This window comes from Pseudomonas sp., from assembly GCF_048269965.1.
Classification (GTDB): Bacteria; Pseudomonadota; Gammaproteobacteria; order Pseudomonadales; family Pseudomonadaceae; genus Aquipseudomonas.
On sequence record NZ_JBLWTV010000020.1, the window covers coordinates 79,112 to 98,061 of the forward strand.

At 64.7% G+C, this 18,950-nt stretch carries 16 protein-coding genes and 1 pseudogene; 3 read left to right on the plus strand and 14 right to left on the minus strand.

The window, feature by feature from the left end; genetic code table 11:
* Window positions 1-92: 92 nt before the first annotated feature.
* The gene (locus ACN0X6_RS20010) at window positions 93-1,283 is read right to left on the minus strand and encodes a benzoate/H(+) symporter BenE family transporter (RefSeq protein ID WP_417706654.1); all 1,191 of its coding nucleotides are present in this window, start codon (window positions 1,281-1,283) and stop codon (window positions 93-95) included.
* Window positions 1,283-1,894: a LysE family translocator gene (locus ACN0X6_RS20015; RefSeq protein WP_417706656.1), complete on the minus strand. Its 612-nt coding sequence runs from the start codon at window positions 1,892-1,894 to the stop codon at window positions 1,283-1,285. Before ACN0X6_RS20015 ends, ACN0X6_RS20010 begins: the two co-directional genes overlap by 1 nt.
* A gap of 143 nt (window positions 1,895-2,037) precedes the next feature.
* Between ACN0X6_RS20015 and ACN0X6_RS20020 the strand changes: the two genes are divergently transcribed.
* On the plus strand, window positions 2,038-2,685 hold the full coding sequence (locus ACN0X6_RS20020; protein ID WP_417706658.1) for a hypothetical protein: 648 nt from the start codon (window positions 2,038-2,040) through the stop codon (window positions 2,683-2,685).
* 54 nt (window positions 2,686-2,739) lie between these two features.
* Here ACN0X6_RS20020 and ACN0X6_RS20025 read toward each other — a convergent pair whose 3' ends face one another.
* The 4 genes from ACN0X6_RS20025 to ACN0X6_RS20040 all read right to left on the minus strand — a co-directional run bounded on the left by ACN0X6_RS20025 (window position 2,740) and on the right by ACN0X6_RS20040 (window position 7,424).
* A complete protein-coding gene (locus ACN0X6_RS20025; protein WP_417706660.1) occupies window positions 2,740-5,148 on the minus strand; it encodes a TonB-dependent siderophore receptor in 2,409 nt (802 codons plus the stop codon).
* Between the two features lie 80 nt (window positions 5,149-5,228).
* Complete coding sequence (locus ACN0X6_RS20030) at window positions 5,229-6,188, minus strand: FecR domain-containing protein (protein ID WP_417706661.1); 960 nt, start codon at window positions 6,186-6,188, stop codon at window positions 5,229-5,231.
* On the minus strand, window positions 6,185-6,709 hold the full coding sequence (locus ACN0X6_RS20035; protein ID WP_417706662.1) for an RNA polymerase sigma factor: 525 nt from the start codon (window positions 6,707-6,709) through the stop codon (window positions 6,185-6,187). Before ACN0X6_RS20035 ends, ACN0X6_RS20030 begins: the two co-directional genes overlap by 4 nt.
* Window positions 6,710-6,902: 193 nt before the next feature.
* Window positions 6,903-7,424, minus strand: a complete 522-nt coding sequence (locus ACN0X6_RS20040; RefSeq protein ID WP_417706664.1) for a MarR family winged helix-turn-helix transcriptional regulator — start codon at window positions 7,422-7,424, stop codon at window positions 6,903-6,905.
* A gap of 83 nt (window positions 7,425-7,507) precedes the next feature.
* On the opposite strand from ACN0X6_RS20040, the gene ACN0X6_RS20045 reads away from it, so the two are divergent.
* Both ACN0X6_RS20045 and ACN0X6_RS20050 read left to right on the plus strand, forming a co-directional pair.
* Window positions 7,508-8,665, plus strand: coding sequence for a PLP-dependent aminotransferase family protein (locus ACN0X6_RS20045; RefSeq protein WP_417706666.1), 1,158 nt, complete (start codon window positions 7,508-7,510; stop codon window positions 8,663-8,665).
* Window positions 8,666-8,772: 107 nt separating this feature from the next.
* Window positions 8,773-9,375, plus strand: coding sequence for a glutathione S-transferase family protein (locus ACN0X6_RS20050; RefSeq protein WP_417706668.1), 603 nt, complete (start codon window positions 8,773-8,775; stop codon window positions 9,373-9,375).
* Here ACN0X6_RS20050 and ACN0X6_RS20055 read toward each other — a convergent pair whose 3' ends face one another.
* The 8 genes and pseudogenes from ACN0X6_RS20055 to ACN0X6_RS20090 all read right to left on the minus strand — a co-directional run.
* Window positions 9,376-9,945: a helix-turn-helix domain-containing protein gene (locus ACN0X6_RS20055; RefSeq protein ID WP_417706669.1), complete on the minus strand. Its 570-nt coding sequence runs from the start codon at window positions 9,943-9,945 to the stop codon at window positions 9,376-9,378.
* 87 nt (window positions 9,946-10,032) lie between these two features.
* The gene (locus ACN0X6_RS20060; protein WP_417706671.1) at window positions 10,033-10,674 is read right to left on the minus strand and encodes a response regulator; all 642 of its coding nucleotides are present in this window, start codon (window positions 10,672-10,674) and stop codon (window positions 10,033-10,035) included.
* Window positions 10,671-13,682 carry a triple tyrosine motif-containing protein gene (locus tag ACN0X6_RS20065; RefSeq protein WP_417706673.1) on the minus strand — a complete coding sequence of 1,004 codons (3,012 nt, stop codon included), beginning with the start codon at window positions 13,680-13,682 and terminating at the stop codon, window positions 10,671-10,673. Before ACN0X6_RS20065 ends, ACN0X6_RS20060 begins: the two co-directional genes overlap by 4 nt.
* A gap of 31 nt (window positions 13,683-13,713) precedes the next feature.
* Entirely contained in the window at window positions 13,714-14,451 is a 738-nt protein-coding gene (locus ACN0X6_RS20070) for an alpha/beta fold hydrolase (protein ID WP_417706675.1), read from the minus strand.
* A gap of 44 nt (window positions 14,452-14,495) precedes the next feature.
* Window positions 14,496-16,100 carry an MFS transporter gene (locus ACN0X6_RS20075; RefSeq protein WP_417706677.1) on the minus strand — a complete coding sequence of 535 codons (1,605 nt, stop codon included), beginning with the start codon at window positions 16,098-16,100 and terminating at the stop codon, window positions 14,496-14,498.
* A gap of 1 nt (window position 16,101) precedes the next feature.
* Window positions 16,102-17,943 carry an amidohydrolase gene (locus tag ACN0X6_RS20080; protein WP_417706689.1) on the minus strand — a complete coding sequence of 614 codons (1,842 nt, stop codon included), beginning with the start codon at window positions 17,941-17,943 and terminating at the stop codon, window positions 16,102-16,104.
* Between the two features lie 137 nt (window positions 17,944-18,080).
* Window positions 18,081-18,659: an antibiotic biosynthesis monooxygenase gene (locus tag ACN0X6_RS20085; RefSeq protein WP_417706679.1), complete on the minus strand. Its 579-nt coding sequence runs from the start codon at window positions 18,657-18,659 to the stop codon at window positions 18,081-18,083.
* Window positions 18,660-18,756: 97 nt separating this feature from the next.
* A pseudogene (locus tag ACN0X6_RS20090) lies at window positions 18,757-18,950 on the minus strand (hydrolase); the annotation flags it as partial.

Consider the following 18,950-nt stretch of genomic DNA (forward strand, 5'->3'; position numbering starts at 1 on the left):
GGAGGTGCGCACGGCGCACCCTACTGCTGCCCCGGAACCATGGCCCGGATGCAATCCGGGGCGGTCTTGCAGAGCTTTTCCGTACGGGGTGGCTAGCGTTTGCCGGCGTTGAGGATCGCCAGGGTCAACAGGCCAGCAACGATACCCCAGAAGGCCGAGCCGACGCCGGCCAGGCTCATGCCGGAGGCGGTGACCAGAAAGGTGATCAGTGCCGCTTCGCGCTCGTTGGGCTCGCTCATGGCTTGGGTCAGGCCGCCGATGATCGAAGCGAACAGCGCCAGTGCGGCGATGGACAGGATCAACGCCGCCGGCAACGCCGCGAACAGCGAAGCGAGGGTGGCGCCGAAGGTGCCGGCGATGGCGTAGAACACCCCGCACCAGACCGCCGCCGTGTAGCGCTTGCGTGGGTCCTCATGGGCCTCCGGGCCGGCGCAGATGGCGGCGCTGATGGCCGCCATGTGAATGCCATGGCTGCCGAACGGCGCCATCAGAATCGACACCAGGCCGGTGCTGGTCAGCAGCGGTGAGGCTGGCACGTCGTAGCCATTGGCGCGCAATACGGCCATGCCCGGCAGGTTCTGCGAGGCCATGGCAACGATGAACAGCGGGATGCCGATGCTGATGGCGGCGGCCAGCGAGAAGCTTGGCGCCGTCCATTCAGGCGTGGCCAGTTGCAGCTGGAAGTCGCTGAAATCCAGCAGGCCGAAGACCCCGGCCAGCACGCTGCCGACGATCAGCGCAGAAAGTACCGAGTAGCGCGGCCACAGGCGCTTGCCGAGCAGGTAGGCGAGCAGCATGGCAACCACCAGAATTGGCTGCTGCTCGGCGGCCACGCAGATTTCCAGGCCGATCTTGAACAGCACGCCGGCCAGCAGGGCGGCGGCGATGGAGGCGGGGATGCGACGCATCAGGCGGTCGAAGGTGCCGGTCAGGCCGATCAGCACGATCAATCCCGAGGCCAGGATGTAGGCGCCGATGGCCTCACCGTAGGACACCTGCGGCAGGCTGGTGATCAGCAGCGCGGCGCCGGGGGTGGACCAGGCGATCATCACCGGCGCGCGATAGCGCAGCGAGAGCACGATGCAGCACAGCGCCATGCCGATCGACAGGGCCCAGATCCACGAGGAGATCTGCCCGGCGGTGAGGCCGGCAGCCTGGCCGGCCTGGAACATCAGCACCAGGGAGCTGGTGTAGCCGGTGAGCATGGCGATGAAGCCGGCGACCACGGCCGAGGTGGAGGTGTCCGCCAGTGGGCGCAGACGAGTAGGGGCGGCGTCTTGCATCAGAACATTCCAGTGTCGACGAGGATGGGATAGAGCGAGGCGACCAACAGCAGCGCCATGCCGATGTTGAAGGCGCGCAGTGCGCGTGGGTTGTTCAACCACTTGCGCAGCAGGCTGCCGGCGACGGTCCACAGACCCACGCTTGGGCAGTTGACCAGCGCGAACAGCGCGGCGATCAGCAGCACGTTGCTGAAGAAGCCATCCTGCGGCGTGTAGGTGGTGATGGCGCCGATGGCCATGATCCACGCCTTGGGGTTGACCCACTGAAAGGCCGCCGCCTGGATGAAGGTGAACGGCTTGGCTTCAGGGTTCTCTTGGCTTTGCGGCGCGCCGGACTGGGCGATCTTCCAGGCCAGGTAGAGCAGGTACGCGGCGCCGACATAGCGCAGCACGTCGTGCAGCATCGGCAGGCGCTGGAATACCTGGCCGAGACCCAGGCCCACGGCAGCCACCAGCAGCATGAAGCCCAGGCTGATGCCGAGCATGTGCGGAATGCTGCGGCGCACGCCGAAGTTCACTCCAGAGGCGAGCAGCATCATGTTGTTGGGGCCGGGCGTCACCGAGGTGACGAAGGCGAAGGCGATGAAGGCGAGCAGCAGTTCGGTGGACATGGTCGTTCTCCGGTGACTGGCAAAGCCTATTGCGCGGCTGCAGTGGCGTCGCGGTACAGCCACCGGTGGGTTGAACCGTACAGTCTGGTCAAGCGCTGCCCGGATGGTTAGCCTCGGGTTTTTGCCGAACAAGGATAAAGGCGATGCAACCGGACAATCCCTACAGTGCGCCGCAGGTGGAATTGCTCGATAGCACGGGCGTGCAGTCGTTGCCAGGCTGGAGCGCCAGGCAGTTGCAGGTGCTGGGCTGGCTGGCACTGGTCTCGGTAGTGGTCAATGTCCTGGTAGTCGGGCTGCTGTTCGCCGGTGCGCTGCTGGAGGCACATGAGGCTGAACGGCTGTTTAGCTACACCGACTGGCTGAGGCTGGCGCTGACACTACTCGGTTGCTATCTGCTGCTGCGTTTCAAGGCTTTTGCCGAAGTACGTTTCGCTGCGCGCAACCTGAGCGTACCGGTATGGGCCGTGCTGGTGGTTTCCCTGCTGATGGAACTGGCCGACCTGCTGTTCGGCGAGCAGCTGTTTGCAGGGCTGGACTGGCAGACGCTGAGTTATGTGGCGCTGCTGTGCCTGACGGGGCTCTGCACCACCTGGCTGGGGATACGGTTGCTTAAACTGCAATATCCCTATCCGTCGCTGAAGGTGATGGCCTGGCTCGATATCGTCGGAGGGCTGATGCTGGCCAGCGTGCTGTTGATGCTGGTGGCGCTGCTGCCGTTGCTTGGGGCCGGCGTGGCGCTGATGCTGGTGTTCTTCAAGGGCGCTGCCGAGTTGCAGAAGACTGCCGGCTGACTGTGACGTGAATGCCAGGAGCCGCCCATCGGGCGGCTCCTGTTTTTCAGCAGCTTACCACTTGTAATCGAGGCTGGCCGTGACCCGGCGCGGGTCCCCTGCGTAGCAATAGAAACCATCGCAGGTCGAAAGGTATTCCTTGTCGAACAGGTTGTTGGCGTTGAGCGATACGCTGGCGCCACGCAGGTCGGCATCGAGCTGGCCGAGATCGTAGCGCACTGCGGCGTCGTAGACGGTGTAGGCGCTGCTGTGGCCGTCGGAAGGATCACGGGCGAAGCCCATGCTACCAACGGCGATGTTATCGGTGGAGCCGACGAAGCGGGCGCCAAAGCCGACGCCGAAGCCCGCCAGCACGCCCTGGTTCCAGTCATAGTCGGCCCAGATCGACGCCTGATGCTCGGGGATCAGCGGCAGGGCGCGGTTCTTGTCGCGCGGGTCACCGACCTCGGTCATCTTGCTGTTGGTATAGCTGTAGGACGCCGTCAGGCTGAGATTCTCGGTGACGTTACCGGTAGCCTCCAGCTCCAGGCCGCGCACTTGCACCTCGCTCACCGGCTCGGTGGCGCCGGCGGTGTTGGTGGTGACGATGTTCTGCCGCTTCAGGTCATAGACGGCGGCGGTGAACAGCATGTCGCTGCCTGGCGGTTGATATTTGATGCCCAGTTCGTACTGCTTGCCGGTGCTGGGTTTGAACGCCGCGCCGCTGTTGCCGCCCGCTTCGGCCTGGAAGGACTCGGCATAGGACACGTAGGGCGTGAAACCGGAATCGAACACGTAGCTCAGCGCTGCGTTGCCGCTGAATTGGCTGTCGCGACGGCTGTCCTTGGCGTTATTGGCGTTATGGAACACCGAGTCGGTGTCCAGCCGGTCCCAGCGGCCGCCCAGGGTCAGACGCCAGGCGTCGAGTGCCAGCTGATCTTGCAGATAGAGGCCGGTGTTTCTGCGCTTCTGGTTGTAGTTCTGGAAGGCGGTGTAGGTGACAGCGCTGAAGTCCTGGCCATAGATCGGGCGAATGATGTTGCTGTCGGGCGCCGTACCGTACAGCCAGCGGTAATCGGTGTTGACGCGCAGATAATCCACGCCGAGCAGCAGGGTGTGCCCGATTGCGCCAGTGTTGAAGTTCGCCTGGAAGTTGTTGTCCACGGCGAAGTGGCTGATGTTTTCGTCGTAGATGTTGGCGCCACGATCGACTGTGCCGTCGGCAGCGACCGAGAATGCTGAGCCCCCAGCCGTGATGATCTGGTTGTCCAGTTCGAGCTTGCTGTAGCGCAGGTTCTGATTGAACTGCCAGATATCGTTGATGCGGTGCTCGAAGGCATAGCCCAGTGCGTAGAACGTCTTGTCGTAGAACTCCCAGTCAGGGTCACCGAGGTTCTTGTTGTAATCGACCTTGCCGGCTGGCGTGCCCAGCTTGGTGCCTTGCAGGGGCAGGAACTGGCTGGTGCCGCCGGTATCGTCACGGTTGAACTGGCCGAGGAAGGTCAGTCTGGTGTCGTCGGCAATATTCCAGGTCAGGCTGGGCGCCAGGTTGAAACGCTGGTCGTCCATGTGCTCGATAACGGTGCCACTGTCGCGACCGGTGCCGCTGAAACGGTAGAGAAAGCGACCTTCATCGTCGATCTTGCCGGTGCTGTCGAAGCTGATCTGCTTGTGATTGTAATTACCGACCTGCACCTGCACTTCATGGCTGCTTTCGGCCTGCGGGCGGCGGCTGACCGCATCCACCAGGCCGCCGGGTGGCGTCTGGCCATACACTGCCGAGGCCGGGCCGCGCAGCACGGCGACGCGCTCCAGGTTCCAGGTTTCCAGCTTGGCCATGGTGTAGCTGCCCTTGGGCAGGGGCAGGCCGTCGAGCATCTGGATCGGTTCGAAACCTCGGATCTTCATCCAGTCGGCGCGGCTGTCGCTGCCGTAGCTGCTGGCGATGACACCCGGCATATAGCGCACGGCATCATCGAGGTTCTGCACCTTGCGGTCCTGCATCTGCTCGCGGGTAGCGACGGAGATCGAGCGTGGCGTTTCCAGCAACGGTGTGTCGGTCTTGGTGCCGGTTGCGGTGCGGTTGGCCAGATAACCACGGGTCGGGCCCCAGGCGGTCTCGGCGGCCTGTTCGCTGGCTGTCACGGTCACGTCCGGCAGCGCCATTGCCGCTTCGGCCGCGGGGGCCAGGCTGTAGGTGCCACCGCTGCCGCCTTGCAGCTGCAGGCCGGTGCCACGCAGTGCCTGATCGAGGGCTTCGATGGCTTCGTAGTCGCCGCTGACCGGTGCCGAGTTCTTGCCCTCGGTCAGGGCCGGATCGATGCTCAGGGTCACGCCGGCCTGGCTGGCGATCTGGTTGAGCGTGGCGGCCAGAGGGCCGGCAGGCAGTTGGTAGACCTCGGCATGGGCCAGCCCGGCATGGCCGGCAAAGGCGATGGTCAGGGCCAGCAGCGTGTGGCGGAAGGGAGCGGGGCGGAAGGACATTGCGAACGTCTCCTAAGAGTTAATGTATCTCAATGTCCTTTTGCCGAAGCAGGAAAGAAAAATGACAGGGGCGCAGAAAATTATTTTTCTGCCGGCACCACGCGGGTCCACCGGGGGCCCAATTGCTCGGTACGCACGGGCAGGCTCAGCGCCAGGGCGGCCAGTGCCTTGTCGCTGTCGTGCAGCGGGAAGCTGCCGCTGATGCGCAGCCCGGCCAGGCTCGGGTCGAGGCTCAGATAACCGCTGCGGTATTCGCCAAGCTGATCGATCAGGCGCTGCAGTGGCAGGTTGTCCGCCACCAGCATGCCGCGGCTCCAGGCGTCGGCGCTGACGGGGGCAGGATGGCTGTCGCCGAGGTGCTGGCTGTCCATGCGCACCTGCTCGCCGCTGTGGATGATGCGTTCCTGCGAACCGGTCAGCGGCCTGGCAGCGACTGCTGACTGCAACACGATCAGTTCGGTCGCAGCCCCTTCGCGTCGGACCAGAAAGCGCGTACCCAATGCACGCAGTCGTCCCTGCTCCGTTTCGACGATGAAGGGGCGGGTATCGCCCTTGGCGGTCTGAACCAGAATTTCGCCGCTGCGCAGGTGCAGGCGCCGCTCGTTGTCGTCGAATTCGATATCCAGCGCACTGCGGCTGTTGAGGCGTACCTGGCTGCGGTCGGCGAGCAGCAGGTCGCGTTGTTCTCCGCTGGCGGTATGGTAGTCGGCGAGGTAGTCGCCAAGCGGGCGTTGCTGAGCCAGCAGCGCCAGCGTTACACCTGTGGCCAGCAGCAGACTCAGGGCGCTACCGCCGAGACGGCGCAGGCTGCGCCGACGGCTGACGCTGCTCTGCAACAGGGCGCGTCGCGCCATCGGCGTGCTGGCGGCAGAAAGTTGCTGGTCGATGCCGCCGAGGCGTCGCCAGACCAGGCCATGCGCCGGGTGAGCGGCCAGCCAGTCGGCGAAGTCGTGGCGCTGCTGCTCGCTGGCTTCACCCGAGTCCAGGCACAGCTGCCAGGCGATGGCCTCATCGAGCACGCGAGCCGATACCTGACTCATTGCGGCGTTCCGTACAGTGCGATGTAGCACTGGCGCAGGCCCTGGGCGAGGTATTGGCGCACGCGCGACGGGGACACACCAAGACGCTCGGCGATTTCGGCATGACCGAGGCCGTCCAGACGGTTATAGAGGAACGCCGCGCGTGCCTTGCTCGACAGTTGACCGAGCAGGCGGTCGATCTCGGCCAGTTGCTCAAGTGCCAGCGCCTGTTCTTCCGGGCTGGGCTGCAGGGCTTGCGGAGCCAGCGCGAGTTCTTCCAGATAGGCACGTTCCAGCGCATGGCGGCGGAACTGGTCGACCAGCAGCCCTTTGGCGATGGTGGTGAGCAGGGCTCTGGGCTCGCGCGGGTGGTGCAGGTCGGCGCGGCCGAGCAGGCGGACGAAGGTGTCCTGGCTCAGGTCTTCGGCGCGTTGCGCGCAATTCAGGCTTTTGCGCAGCCAGCCGAACAGCCAGTCACGGTGATCGCGATAAAGCAGACCGACCAGTTGCTGATTGCTGGAATCCTGAACCGACACGCGCACCTCGCGAGATCTAAGTTAAGGTGATAATGATTCGCATATGATCGCAGAGGTCGTGTCAGGGTGCAATCACCTGATGGCCTGCGTGACCGGCGGCGCAGAGGAACCAAGGAGGCAGGCTGAATCGCTGGGCGCGAGCTCTGTTTGCGAATGAATGGGTATGCGAGCGCCTGCGAGCGGGATATGGGCGTGATGCTCAGGTGCGTTCCTGGCGGCTGCGCGCCAGCGCATGATTGACGTCCAGCCAGCCCTGCACGGCCTCTTCGCCCATCTCGCCAAACACGCGCTGCAACAGGCGCGCCTGTTCGCGGCGCAGGGCCTGCTCCAGTTTGGCGCCCTCGAGGGTGAAGCCGAGAACACGCTTGCGCTTGTCGTCTGCGGCAGCCTCGCTCTGCACCAGGTTCATTTCGATCAGTTGGCGCAACGGCATGTTCAGCGCCTGCTTGCTCACGCCCAGGTAACCCAGCAGCTCGGTCATGTTCAGGCCCGGGTACTTGGCGATGAAGAACAGGATGCGGTGATGCACGCGCGACAGGCCGCGCTTGGCGAGCATTTCGTCGGGCTTGGCCGTGAAGGCCTGGTAGCCGAAGAAGAAGGCTTCCATGGCGGCCTGCTGAGCAGCGGCGTTCTTGATGACCTGCGCGCCATGACGGCCGGCCTGCGTGCCCTCGGCGGGCGACGTGAAAAATTTCTCGGGGAAATTTTTTAGGTCAGTCATATTGACGTATCTCTGGTTGGCGGCGTAGTTTCGGTCAAGCAGTTTGACTTAATTCCAATGACTTTTGCACCCCAGGACATCCCATGGCCTTCTCCGAACGCATCGCCCGCCTGAAAAGCTCCCTGATCCGTGAAATTCTTGCCGCGGCGCAGCGTCCGGAAGTGATGTCCTTCGCCGGTGGCCTGCCGGCCGAGCCGATGCTGCCGAAGGTGGACTGGACCGAGATGCCGGCGAGCATGGGCCAGTACGGCATGAGCGAAGGCGAGCCGGCGCTGCGCGAGGCCATTGCCGCCGAGGCACGCGCGCTGGGTGTGCCCTGCGATGCCAGCCAGGTACTGATCGTCAGCGGTTCGCAGCAGACCCTGGACCTGGCCTCCAAGCTGTTCATCGATCCGGGCACCGAAGTGCTGCTCGAAGCGCCGACCTACCTGGCGGCCCTGCAGGCCTTCCAGCTGTTTGGCGCCGACTGCATCAGCGTGCCGCAGGAGGCCGACGGCCCCGAGCTGGCGGCGCTGCGTCAGCGTCTGGAAAATCACACGCCGGCTTTCGCCTACCTGATCCCGACCTTCCAGAATCCGTCCGCCACCCGTTACAGCGAAGCCAAGCGTGAAGCCGTGGCGGCGCTGCTCGACGAGTTCGGCGTGACCCTGATCGAGGACGAGCCGTACCGCGAGCTGGTGTTCGATGCCGGTAGCGCCACGCCCATCGTCAGCCGCCTGAAGAAGGCCAGTTGGATCTATACCGGTACCGTCTCCAAGACACTGTTGCCGGGCCTGCGTGTCGGCTACCTGATCGCCACCCAGGACCTTTACCCGCACCTGCTGCGCCTGAAGCAGTCAGCCGACCTGCACACCAACCGCATCGGCCAGTGGCAGGCGCTGCAGTGGCTGGGCAGCGAGCAGTACCGTGGCCACCTGGCCGAGCTGCGCGACTTCTACCGCATTCGCCGCGACGCCATGCAGGCGGCGTTGCTGGAGCACTTCGGCGACCTGGCCGAGTGGGAAATTCCACAGGGCGGTCTGTTCTTCTGGTTGACCCTGAAGCAACCGCTCGACACCCGCACGCTGCTCGATGCGGCGCTGGCGCAGAACGTCGCCTTCATGCCGGGTGAGCCGTTCTTCATCGATCCGGATGCCAATCCCGGCCACCTGCGACTGAATTTCAGCCACGTGGCGCCGGAGCGTCTGGGCGAGGGGCTGCGCCGTCTGGCGGCGGTGATTCAAGAGGCGCAGGCGAAGTAGAAGCTTGTAGCGTAGGAGCCGGCTTGCCGGCGATGCGCTTGCTAGGGCTGATCGCCGGCAAGCCGGCTCCTACAGGTAAAAGAAGGAAACACGGGGAGGGCAATGCGATGTTCAAGGTCTACGGCGATTACCGCTCGGGCAACTGCTACAAGGTCAAGCTGATGCTGCATCTGCTGGGCAAGGAGTACCAGTGGATTGCCATCGATATCCTCAAGGGCGAAACGCAAAGCGAAGCCTTCCTGGCCAAGAACCCCAACGGCAAGATTCCGGTGCTGGAGCTGGAAGACGGCACCTGCCTGTGGGAGTCCAACGCCATCCTCAACTACCTCGCCGATGGCAGCGAGTTCCTGCCCAGCGAGCCGCGCTTGCGCACCCAGGTGCTGCAGTGGCAGTTCTTCGAGCAATACAGCCACGAGCCGTACGTCGCGGTGGCGCGTTTCATCCAGCTCTACCAGGGCATGCCGGAGGAGCGCCGCGAGGAGCACGCGCGCTGCCTGAAGCTTGGCTACAAGGCTTTGAAGGTGATGGAGAAGCAGCTCGAGCGCACTCCTTACCTGGTCGGTGAGCACTACTCCATCGCCGATATCGCCCTGTATGCCTACACCCACGTGGCCGACGAAGGCGGCTTCAGCCTGGAGGCCTTCCCGGCCGTGCGCGCCTGGCTCGAGCGCGTCGCCAGTCACCCACGCCACGTGACCATGCTCGGCTGATCACGGCTCGGCGGTGGCTTTGGACTTTGCTGTGCAGCGCTGCCGCCATATCAAAGGGCTCAGTCCGGTCTCGCGGCGGAAGGTGCGGGTGAAATGCGACTGGTCGCAGAACCCGTGGGCGTGCGCGATCTGGGTCAATGGTTGATCGGTGGACAGCATCATCTCCCTGGCCGCCTCGATGCGTTTGCGTGCCACATAGGCCAGCGGCGTGACGCCGAAGGTCTGTTTGAACACATGGGAGAAATGGCTGCTGCTCAGGCTGAGCTGGGCTGCCAGGTCGCAGGTGCGAATGGCGGTGGCCAGGTTGTCGCCGATGTACTGATCCAGGCGTCGCGTCTGCCAGCGTGTCAGACCGTTCGCGCACTGACGAATGCCACACTGCTTGCAGGCGTTGACCTGGCGCAGCAGCGTCATGGCCTGCTCGACCTGCAAGTAGGCGCTTTGCGTGTCCTCCAGCAGCTGCGTTTCAGCCTCGGCGAGCAAGGCCGCGATACGGTCAAGAAGCTGCGGGTCGTGCCCGGCCTGGTGCAGGCAGGGCGCAATTGCCTGAAGTTCGCCGAACGAGCCCATTGCGAAACCTCCTTGGATGATTGATTGCAGAGCATGCGCGGCGCCGTCGATGGTGCACAGCTCACAAGGAGGGGAAGGGTGACAACACTAAAGTGGGGTGCCGATCTCCAGCACACCGCGTTGCACGGCGATGGCCACGGCGTGGGTGCGATTGTTGGCGCGGAGCTTGTCCATGATCAGGCGCATATGGCCTTTGACCGTGTCTTCGGTGATGCGCAGTTGCAGTGCGATATCGCGATTCGAATAACCCAGAGCGGCCGCCTGCAGCACCTCAACTTCACGCGGGCTGAGACACTGCTGGCCGATGTGCTGGGCCAGGTCGGCGGCGATCTCGGGCGGAATATGGCGTCTGCCGGCGGCCAGGCTGCGAATGGTTTCCACCAGCTCCTTGCGCAGGGTGCTTTTCAGCAGATAAGCCTGCGCGCCCGCCTGGATCGCATGCAGCGCACGCACGTCACCGCGATAGGTGGTGAGGATGGCAATGCGTGCATCCGGGCATTCGCCGCGAATCGCCAGGATGCTGTCGATGCCGTTCATGCGCGGCATCTGCAGGTCCATCAGGGTGACGTCGGGCCGTAGCTGGCGAAAGCATTCCAGTGCCTCACGACCATCGCTGGCTTCGCCGACCAGATCGATATCCGCCTGCCCGGCCAGCACGGCAGCGATGCCCTCGCGCAGCAGAGGATGGTCGTCGGCGACCAGCACGCGGATGGGGGTGGCAGCGGTCATGACTGCGAGCTCCTGTTCAATCGTTTCCAGTTTAGCCAGCGCCGCGCGCGAGGGGGCGACGGGCGATAGGCCAATGGTCCGGCCAGGGTCACTCGTACCTGGCAGCCGTGGCCTGGGGTACTGTCGATGTTCAGGGTGCCGCCAATCTTGGCGGCGCGTTCGTACATGCCTGTAAGGCCCCAGTGATCGACCGGCTCCGCGCCCTGCAGGTACTCGGCCAGCAGGCCGCGGCCATCGTCGCTCACGCACAATGACAACTGTCGGGGTTGGTAATCCAGCTGCACGCACACGTGGCGCGCCCTGGCATGACGGAAGGCATTGCTGACCGCCTCGCGTGCGAGTTGGCTGAGTTCGTCATGCACCACCGGGTGGAGGGCGCAGGGCGTGCCTGCGATCTCGACCCGATACTCGGTGTCGGCATGTTCGTGCAATTGATCGAGCTCTTGCAGCGTCTGCGGCAAGTCGTTCGACGCCTCCTCGGCGTGGCGCAGGTTGCGCACCCGATCACGACCTTCGGCGATGACCTGATCGGCACGATCCAGGGCATTCTCAAGCTTGCCTCGCACCGTTTGATCGGCTGGCAGACTGTCTGCCGCAGCCTGCACGTGGAGCATCAGCCCCTGCACGCCCTGCAGCAAGGTGTCGTGCAGTTCGCGGGCGATGCGCTCGCGTTCGTCGTGGCGTTCTTCCAGGCGTGTGCGCAGGCGTTCGGCCGCGCGCTGCATGTTATTGCGATAGAGCAGGTGCAGGGTCAGCAGCACGACCAGTGCCATGGCCAGGATGAACAGCGGATGGTGGTAGAACACCTGCCCGATGCTGAACCTGAGTTCGGCATCCTGCTCGCTGGCCACGCCATTTTGATTGAGCGCTCGTACGCGAAAGCGATAGTCGCCGGCCGGCAGGCCGGTATAGGTCGCCTCGCGCTGACGTCCGGCGGAATGCCATTCGCTGTCGAAGCCATCGAGACGGTAGAGAAAATGCAGCCCCTCGGGCGCAGACAGGCTCAGGGCACCGTAGTGAATGACCAGGCGTTTGCTGTCTGCGGGCAGGATTGGCGGCGTTTGCAAGGAGATGGTCGCACCGTCAGCCAGTAACGATTCGATACGCACCCTGGGCGGCTTGTTGCTATGCATCGCCCTGTCCGGGCTCAAACCGGCCACGCCGTTGCGGGTGACGAACCACAGGCGACCATCGCTGCTGCGCACGGCCGTTGGCAGCGCGAGCACCTGGTGCGGGTCGTTGGCGAGCCCGCCTTGCAGATCGTAGGTACGGTAACGGATATGGTATTTGGGATCGTTCAGGGCCTTTTCGATTTCTGCGGCCGGTAACTGGAAGACGCCACCTTTGCCTTGCAGCCAGAGGTCTTCGCCTTGAGGGCCGGTAACCGGGATGATCGCGTAGAGATTGTCGAACAGGCCACTCTCGCTCAGCGGCAGATGCTGGAAACGCTTGCCATCGAAGCGCGCCAGGCCGTGTTGGCCACCGAACCAGCTGTGGCCCTGCAAATGAGCCATCGCCGTCACGTGGCCAATATCCAGCCCGTCGGCGCTGCCCCAGTGGCGTTCGCCCTGATCGTCATGGCTGACGATCAGGTTGTTGCGATAGCCGAACCAGCGCCTGCCATCAGGGGCGAGGGCGGAGCTCACCGGCATCAGTTGCGCCGGGTCCTTGCTGGGGGCGGGAAGCCGTCGCCAGTTGCCATCGCGCAGCACGTAGAGACCCTGACGGTTGAGCGAGAGCCAGAGCGCGCCTTTAGCGTCGATCAACAGGGTGCGCACCGAGGAATCCAGATCACGCTCGATCGGCAGGGCGGAGACTTTTTCCAGCTGCTTGCCCGTGCTGCGCCAGATACCCTCGGAGCCGGCCAGCCAGACGGAACCGCCAGGGTCCTTGCTGATCGCGCTGATCGGTGTACGCAGCGGCAGCTCATGCAAACCCTGTTCATCCAGGCGCATGAGCGGCAGGTTGCTGCTGGCGGCCCAGAGATTGCCGGCGTCATCGGCGGCAATCGCCAGGTTGTTCGCCTCGGGCGGAAAGCCGGCAGGGCGCAGAGGGCGTTCGCGCAGCCGATCCAGCCCGTTCTGTGTGCCGACCCACAGGCTGTCTTCGCTGTCTTCGAGCAGCGGCCAGGCGAAGTCGGAACTCAGACCATCACGTGAAGAAAGCCGCTCGATATCATCGAAGCGGCCACGGCCATGTTCGTTGGGTTTGGCCACGTGCAGCAGGCCGCCGCCGGCGGTGCTCAGCCAGAGGCAGCCGTGCTGGTCGAACAACATGGCGTTGGCTGCTTCGCCGAGTGCGATGCGGGTCGCCTGCAGGTGCGGCTGATCGATCCTTACTCGCAGCAGACTCTCGCGGTCGCGCTCGATCAGCCACAGTGCACCGTCAGCGGCTTGCGCCATCTGACGCGTACGTTGGCTGCGAACGCCGGTGTCGTGCAGTTTCTGGGCCCCGGGTGGCAGGACATAAAGGCGCTGTTCATCGGCCACCCAGAGACGGTCACTGCTGTCGACGAAGACGCTGTAGGCATTCTCGCCGATAAAACCTTCTGCGATACCCAGTTGCTGCCAGCGCTTGCCGTCGAAACGCATCAGGCCGTCGTTGGCTGCAGCCCAGACGCTGCCGTCTGCTGTCTGGGCCAGGGCGTAGATGACCCCTCGGGCCAGATCGAAGCTGCCGGGACGTTCCTCCGCCGATGCGATCAGGTGAACGCCGCCGTTGCGCAAGCCGACCCAAAGCCCGGCGTCGCTGGCCAACAGGCTGGATACGATACCCAGTTCATGGCCACCAGGCGTGCGATATCGGGTGAACTCGAAACCGTCGAAACGATACAGGGAGTCGTGAGTGCCCAGCCACAGGTAACCGTCCCGGGCTTCGGCCAATGCGCCGATCTGGCTGGGGCTGTTGTCGTTGAGCGTCCAGCGCCGATGCTCCAGCTGCTGCTGCAGAGCGCTTCTGTCGGCCAGCGCGGCAACGCTGAAAAACACCAGGCAGAGCAGGCCTGCCATGACGCCGAGGCGAGCTTGTGGGGTATGTGCTTTAAAAACGTCCAACTTGGTTCTGAACCCATTCGATGCTGTAGTCGGCAATTCTCTCCCAACCGGGTTCGGCGATCAGCCAGTGGCTGTAGCCGGGGAACTGCTTGAAGCTGGTGATGGCTGACGAGTCTCGGTGGCGACGATAGAGGGCGGCCACTACGCTGGCGCGAACGATGTGGGAATTGCCTGCTGCCAGCAACAGCAGAGGCGCACGTTCGCCGTTGGCGAAGTCGACGGTGCTACCGATGCCCAGCGCAGCCTCGACGAACACCCGGCTGGGCGCCGGAACGATGTGGCGCACATAGGCGGCGTTTTGCTCTGCAGGTGTCAGCGTCTGCGCCATATTGCGCGCGAAATACTGCGGTGTCATGTACAGCAGGTCACGCCAACCCACCCAGGGCAACAGCCATGGCCAGGTGCTATGCAATCCCAGCAAACCGGCGCGTGGCGCCAGTGGAGCGATGGCGATACCGGCCTGGCCCAGGCCGCGGTCGAGCAGCAATTGCACCAGCAGACCACCGAGGTCATGGCCAATCAGCAGCGGCGGCTGCTCCAGCTTGCGTACCAGCGTTTCGTAATGGGCCAGGAGGGTGCTGATGCCGGGTTGTCGACCCTCAGTGCTAACCGGCCAGGGCGGCGCCGTGCAGCGATAACCGCAGGCGCTGAAACGCCTCTGAAATGGCTCCCAGATCGCTGGCGTGAGCCAGATGCCGTGGATGAACAGGGCATGACGAGGCATGCTGCACTCAACCTGTCACGCCCTGATTCGGGCAGTTGCCGTCGTCAGGGGGTGGCATGGGGCGCATCCTTGGCCGGCATCAGAAAGTGCTCGATGTGCACGGGCACGTCCGGGTTCTGGAAATGCCTGGCCGCCGCCTCGATGCGTTGCTCGGCGCGCGTCACCCGGCCGTGATGGCGCAGGTGTTCGAGCCAGGACTCGTCAAAGAAGAACTCCTGCCAGTGGCGAGGATTCTCGCTGTTCTGCACCAGCCCCCAGGAGAACGCGCCGTTGCGTCTGCGCATGCGAGCGACCTCGGCCATCGCCTGGCGGAAGTCGGCTGCATGCTCCGCTGCGATGTCGTACTGCAGCGTGACCATGACCGGGCCGCGCTCCAGATCGGCTTGGTCAGCCAGAATCGGCGCTGGCCAATGCAGCGACGGGGCGAGGTCTTCGCTTTCGGTAACCGGCAGCGGGAAATGCAGCGTCAGCGACAAGCCCAGCACCAGGCAACCAGCGGCGGCGAACAGGGCGACCGGAATCGACGCCTGGCTGGCGACATAGCCCCAGAGTGCACCGCCAGCGGCCATGCTGCCGAAGAACACCAGGATATACACCGACAACGCGCGGGCTCGCACCCAGTCCGGCACCGAAGTCTGCGCACTGACCTGCAGGCTCGACAGCACGGCGATCCACGCCGCACCGCTGAGCAGCATCACCGGCAGCAGCACGGCGAAATCTCGCACCCAGGCCAGGGCCAGCAACACCAGTGCGTAGAGCAGGCTGGCCGCGGCCACCAGCGTGTTGGAGCTGATGCGCTCACGCAGTTTGGGCAGCAGCATGGCGCCGAGCACTGCGCCGATACCGACGCTACCCAGCAGCAGGCCAAAGTCACTGGCACTGCCTTGCAATTCACCACGTACGATCAACGGCAGCAGCGACATGCCGGCGCTGGCACCGACGAAGAACGCTGCGGCGCGGACCAGTACGGCCTGTAGTGGTCGCGATGCGCGGCTGTAGCGCCAGCCGGCACGCATGGCGCCGAGCAGGCGTTCGGCCGGGAAGGCAGCGACCTGGCGCTCACGCTTCCAGGTCAGCAGCACCGCCATCACCGCGAAGAACGACAGGGCGTTGAGGGCGAAGGTCGCCCAGGGGCCGCTGAGGCTGACCAGTACCCCGGCGATGGCCGGGCCGAGTGCGCGGGCCACGTTGATGCCGAGGCTCGACAGGGCGATGGCCGAGGGCAGGTCGCGCTTGCTCACCAGCTCTGGGGTCAGCGCCGACCAGGCCGGCATCATCAGCGCGGTACCGACACCCATGGCCAGGGTCAGGCTGAGCAGCAGCCAGACCGTGGTCAGGCCGAGTAGCGTCAGGATGGCCAGCAGCGTTGCCACTGCCGCCATCCACAATTGCACGCCGAGCAGGTAGCGACGCTTGTCGACGATGTCGGCCATGGCCCCGGCCGGCAGCGCCAGAAGGAACATCGGCGCGGAGCCGGCGACCTGTACCAGTGCCACGTGCATGGGGTTGCTCGACAGGCCGGTCATCAGCCAGCCGGCACCGACCTCGTGCATCCAGGTGCCGATGTTCGAGGCGATGCTGGCCAGCCACAGCCAACGAAACGTGACGTGGTTGAGTGCGCTCCACGGCGAAGCTTTTTCCCCGGTCATGTCAGAACGCAAAGCACGAGCAGCCGAAGGCGCCCCAGAAGCCCTGGTGGTCGCTCACCGGCATGCTGCTGCGGCGGGCGCGGTCATGCTGGTGCTGATGCACGGCGCAGGCGCCGATGCACTGGTGGATGCTGGCGGCCATGGGCGCCGCTGCCGGCTTCCAGTGCCCAGGCACCATGGCCACCGGCGACCAGTCCGGCAAGACCGGCAGCGTCGGCGGGGCGAGCTTGTCGAACTCGCCGGTGCCATGCACCACCTTGCCGCCGACGATGGTGAGTACCGACTCCAGCCACTTGATCTGCTCTTCCTCGACGCTGAAGAAGTCCGCGTTCAAGGCCACCAGGTCGGCGAGCTGGCCCACCTTGATCTGACCCTTCTTGCCTTGCTCGCTGGAGAACCAGGCACTGCCGTGGGTGAACAGCTGCAGCGCGGTGGCGCGCGACAGGCCCTGCGGGGTGAGCGTGGTGCCGCCGACGGTCTTGCCGCTGACCAGCCAGTACAGCGCCGTCCAGGGGTTGTAGCTGGCCACGCGGGTGGCATCGGTGCCGCCGCCGACCGGCACGCCTTCGGCCAGCATGCGCTGGATCGGTGGCGTGGCTTCGGCGGCCTTGGCGCCGTAGCGGTCGATGAAATACTCGCCCTGGAAGGCCATGCGGTGCTGGATGGCGATGCCACCGCCCAGCGCGCGTACCCGTTCGATATTGCGTGGGCTGATGGTCTCGGCGTGGTCGAACAGCCAGGGCAGGCCGTTGAACGGCATGTCGCGGTCGACCTTCTCGAATACGTCGAGCATGCGCGAGATGGATTCGTCGTAGGTGGCGTGCAGGCGGAACGGCCAGCGCTGCTCGACCAGATGACGCACCACCGGCTCCAGGTCGGCTTCCATGCTCGGTGCGAGGTCCGGGCGCGGCTCGACAAAATCCTCGAAGTCGGCAGCGGAGAACACCAGCATCTCGCCGGCGCCGTTGTGACGGAGGAAGTCATCGCCCTGGTGCAGCTTGACGCTGCTGGTCCAGTTCTTGAAGTCGGTCAGCTCTTCCTTGGGCTTCTGGGTGAACAGGTTGTAGGCGATGCGCACGGTGAGCTGATCCTTGTCGGCCAGCTCCTGGATCACCTGGTAGTCGTCCGGGTAGTTCTGATAACCGCCGCCGGCGTCGATGGCGCTGGTCACGCCCAGGCGGTTGAGCTCACGCATGAACTGGCGGGTGGAGTTGACCTGATACTCCAGCGGCAGCTTCGGCCCCTTGGCCAGGGTAGCGTAGAGGATCAGTGCATTGGGCCGGGCGATCAGCATGCCGGTGGGCTCGCCACTGGCATCACGCTGGATCTCGCCGCCGGGCGGGTTCGGCGTGTTCCTGTCGTAGCCCACGGCGCGCAATGCCGCGCGGTTGAGCAGGGCGCGGTCGTAGAGGTGGAGGACGAACACTGGCGTATCCGGCGCCGCCTTGTTCAGCTCATCCAGGGTCGGCAGACGTTTCTCGGCGAACTGGAATTCGGTCCAGCCGCCGACCACGCGCACCCACTGCGGCGTCGGCGTGCGGTCAGCCTGATCCTTGAGCATGCGCAGGGCATCGGCCAGCGACGGCACGCCTTCCCAGCGCAACTCCAGATTGTAGTTGAGGCCGCCGCGAATCAGGTGCAGGTGCGAGTCGTTGAGGCCAGGGATGACCGTGCGTTTCTGCAGGTCGACCACGCGGGTGGCATCACCGCGCATGGCCATGGCCTCGGCGTCGCTGCCGACGGCGACGAAGCGCCCGTCCTTGATGGCTACGGCGCTGGCCTGGGGCTTTTCGCGATCAACCGTGTGCAGGCGACCGTTGTAGAGAATGAGATCGGCACTCATGTTGCCTCCTGATGAACTGACGGATGAGTCGCTGGCCATGGCCGCGAAGGGCATGGCTGACCACAATGCCCCGGCCGCGCCAAGGACGCTGCTGGTGGCGAGAAAGTGGCGGCGTTTCGGGTCGGAGGGGTCCTGGCTCATGGTCGATCCTCGTCTACGGTTGGGTTCAGCCAGGCGTCGAACAGCCGCGTGGCCACGGGCATGAACAGGTACACCACGAGCAGGACGATGCTCAGGGTGATAAGGACGTTGCTTGGCAGGTAATCGCCGAGCCAGGGAACAAGGTGGAACAGGGGTTGCCAGAGCAGCGGTATCAGCAGGCTCAGCGGCAGGATCACCAGGAAGGTGACGCAGACCTGTTTCCAGCGGGGCGGCGGTGCCTGTGCGGTTTCCGGCACGAACCAGAATTCCTTGTTCTCGGCGATCTCCAGTTGGTCGCCGGCGCGTAGCAGTGGCTCGACTTCGGCGATCAACTGGCGTCGTTGTTCCGATTCGATCCAGTTCTGCAACTGCTGCAGGCTGGCGAAGCGCAGCACGCAGGTGAACTGCGTCACGCCAGGCTGACGGCTGCGCACCACGTCCACGCCGAGGTGGCCGGGGCATTGGCTGGCAGTGGCGATGATGCGGCGCAGCCAGGCCTCGTAATGGGGCACGTGGTTGGGGCGAACCTGATGGCGCACCACCAGGGTGACGGTTTCTGCTTGCGTCTCGCTCATGCTGGAGACTCTGCTCGAGGCCTTGGTCTTGTCGATCCAGCGGCGCGCACCGATGCGCGCCGCTGGTCGAGTCGAGGGCGTTTCCGCCGTCATGAGGTCAGATGGGCGCCGCAACAGGGGCCAGGGTCGGACCGTGCTCAACGCGCTCAGGCGCCTTGTGGACCATGGTGTAGGCGTAGTCCACGCCCATGCCGTAGGCGCCGGAGTGCTCCTTGACCAGGGCCATCACGGCGTCGTAGGTGTCGCGGTTCTTCCAGTCGCGCTGCCATTCCAGCAGCACCTGTTGCCAGG

Bases quoted from the DNA above. Each gene is read 5' to 3' on its own strand.
- ACN0X6_RS20075 (WP_417706677.1), bottom strand. From the start codon at position 16,100: ATGACCGGGGAAAAAGCTTCGCCGTGGAGCGCACTCAACCACGTCACG.
- ACN0X6_RS20085 (WP_417706679.1), bottom strand. From the start codon at position 18,659: ATGAGCGAGACGCAAGCAGAAACCGTCACCCTGGTGGTGCGCCATCAG.
- ACN0X6_RS20055 (WP_417706669.1), bottom strand. From the start codon at position 9,945: ATGGGCTCGTTCGGCGAACTTCAGGCAATTGCGCCCTGCCTGCACCAG.
- ACN0X6_RS20050 (WP_417706668.1), top strand. From the start codon at position 8,773: ATGTTCAAGGTCTACGGCGATTACCGCTCGGGCAACTGCTACAAGGTC.
- ACN0X6_RS20040 (WP_417706664.1), bottom strand. From the start codon at position 7,424: ATGACTGACCTAAAAAATTTCCCCGAGAAATTTTTCACGTCGCCCGCC.
- ACN0X6_RS20070 (WP_417706675.1), bottom strand. From the start codon at position 14,451: ATGCCTCGTCATGCCCTGTTCATCCACGGCATCTGGCTCACGCCAGCG.
- ACN0X6_RS20025 (WP_417706660.1), bottom strand. From the start codon at position 5,148: ATGTCCTTCCGCCCCGCTCCCTTCCGCCACACGCTGCTGGCCCTGACC.
- ACN0X6_RS20065 (WP_417706673.1), bottom strand. From the start codon at position 13,682: ATGGCAGGCCTGCTCTGCCTGGTGTTTTTCAGCGTTGCCGCGCTGGCC.
- ACN0X6_RS20020 (WP_417706658.1), top strand. From the start codon at position 2,038: ATGCAACCGGACAATCCCTACAGTGCGCCGCAGGTGGAATTGCTCGAT.
- ACN0X6_RS20015 (WP_417706656.1), bottom strand. From the start codon at position 1,894: ATGTCCACCGAACTGCTGCTCGCCTTCATCGCCTTCGCCTTCGTCACC.
- ACN0X6_RS20045 (WP_417706666.1), top strand. From the start codon at position 7,508: ATGGCCTTCTCCGAACGCATCGCCCGCCTGAAAAGCTCCCTGATCCGT.
- ACN0X6_RS20080 (WP_417706689.1), bottom strand. From the start codon at position 17,943: ATGAGTGCCGATCTCATTCTCTACAACGGTCGCCTGCACACGGTTGAT.
- ACN0X6_RS20060 (WP_417706671.1), bottom strand. From the start codon at position 10,674: ATGACCGCTGCCACCCCCATCCGCGTGCTGGTCGCCGACGACCATCCT.
- ACN0X6_RS20030 (WP_417706661.1), bottom strand. From the start codon at position 6,188: ATGAGTCAGGTATCGGCTCGCGTGCTCGATGAGGCCATCGCCTGGCAG.
- ACN0X6_RS20010 (WP_417706654.1), bottom strand. From the start codon at position 1,283: ATGCAAGACGCCGCCCCTACTCGTCTGCGCCCACTGGCGGACACCTCC.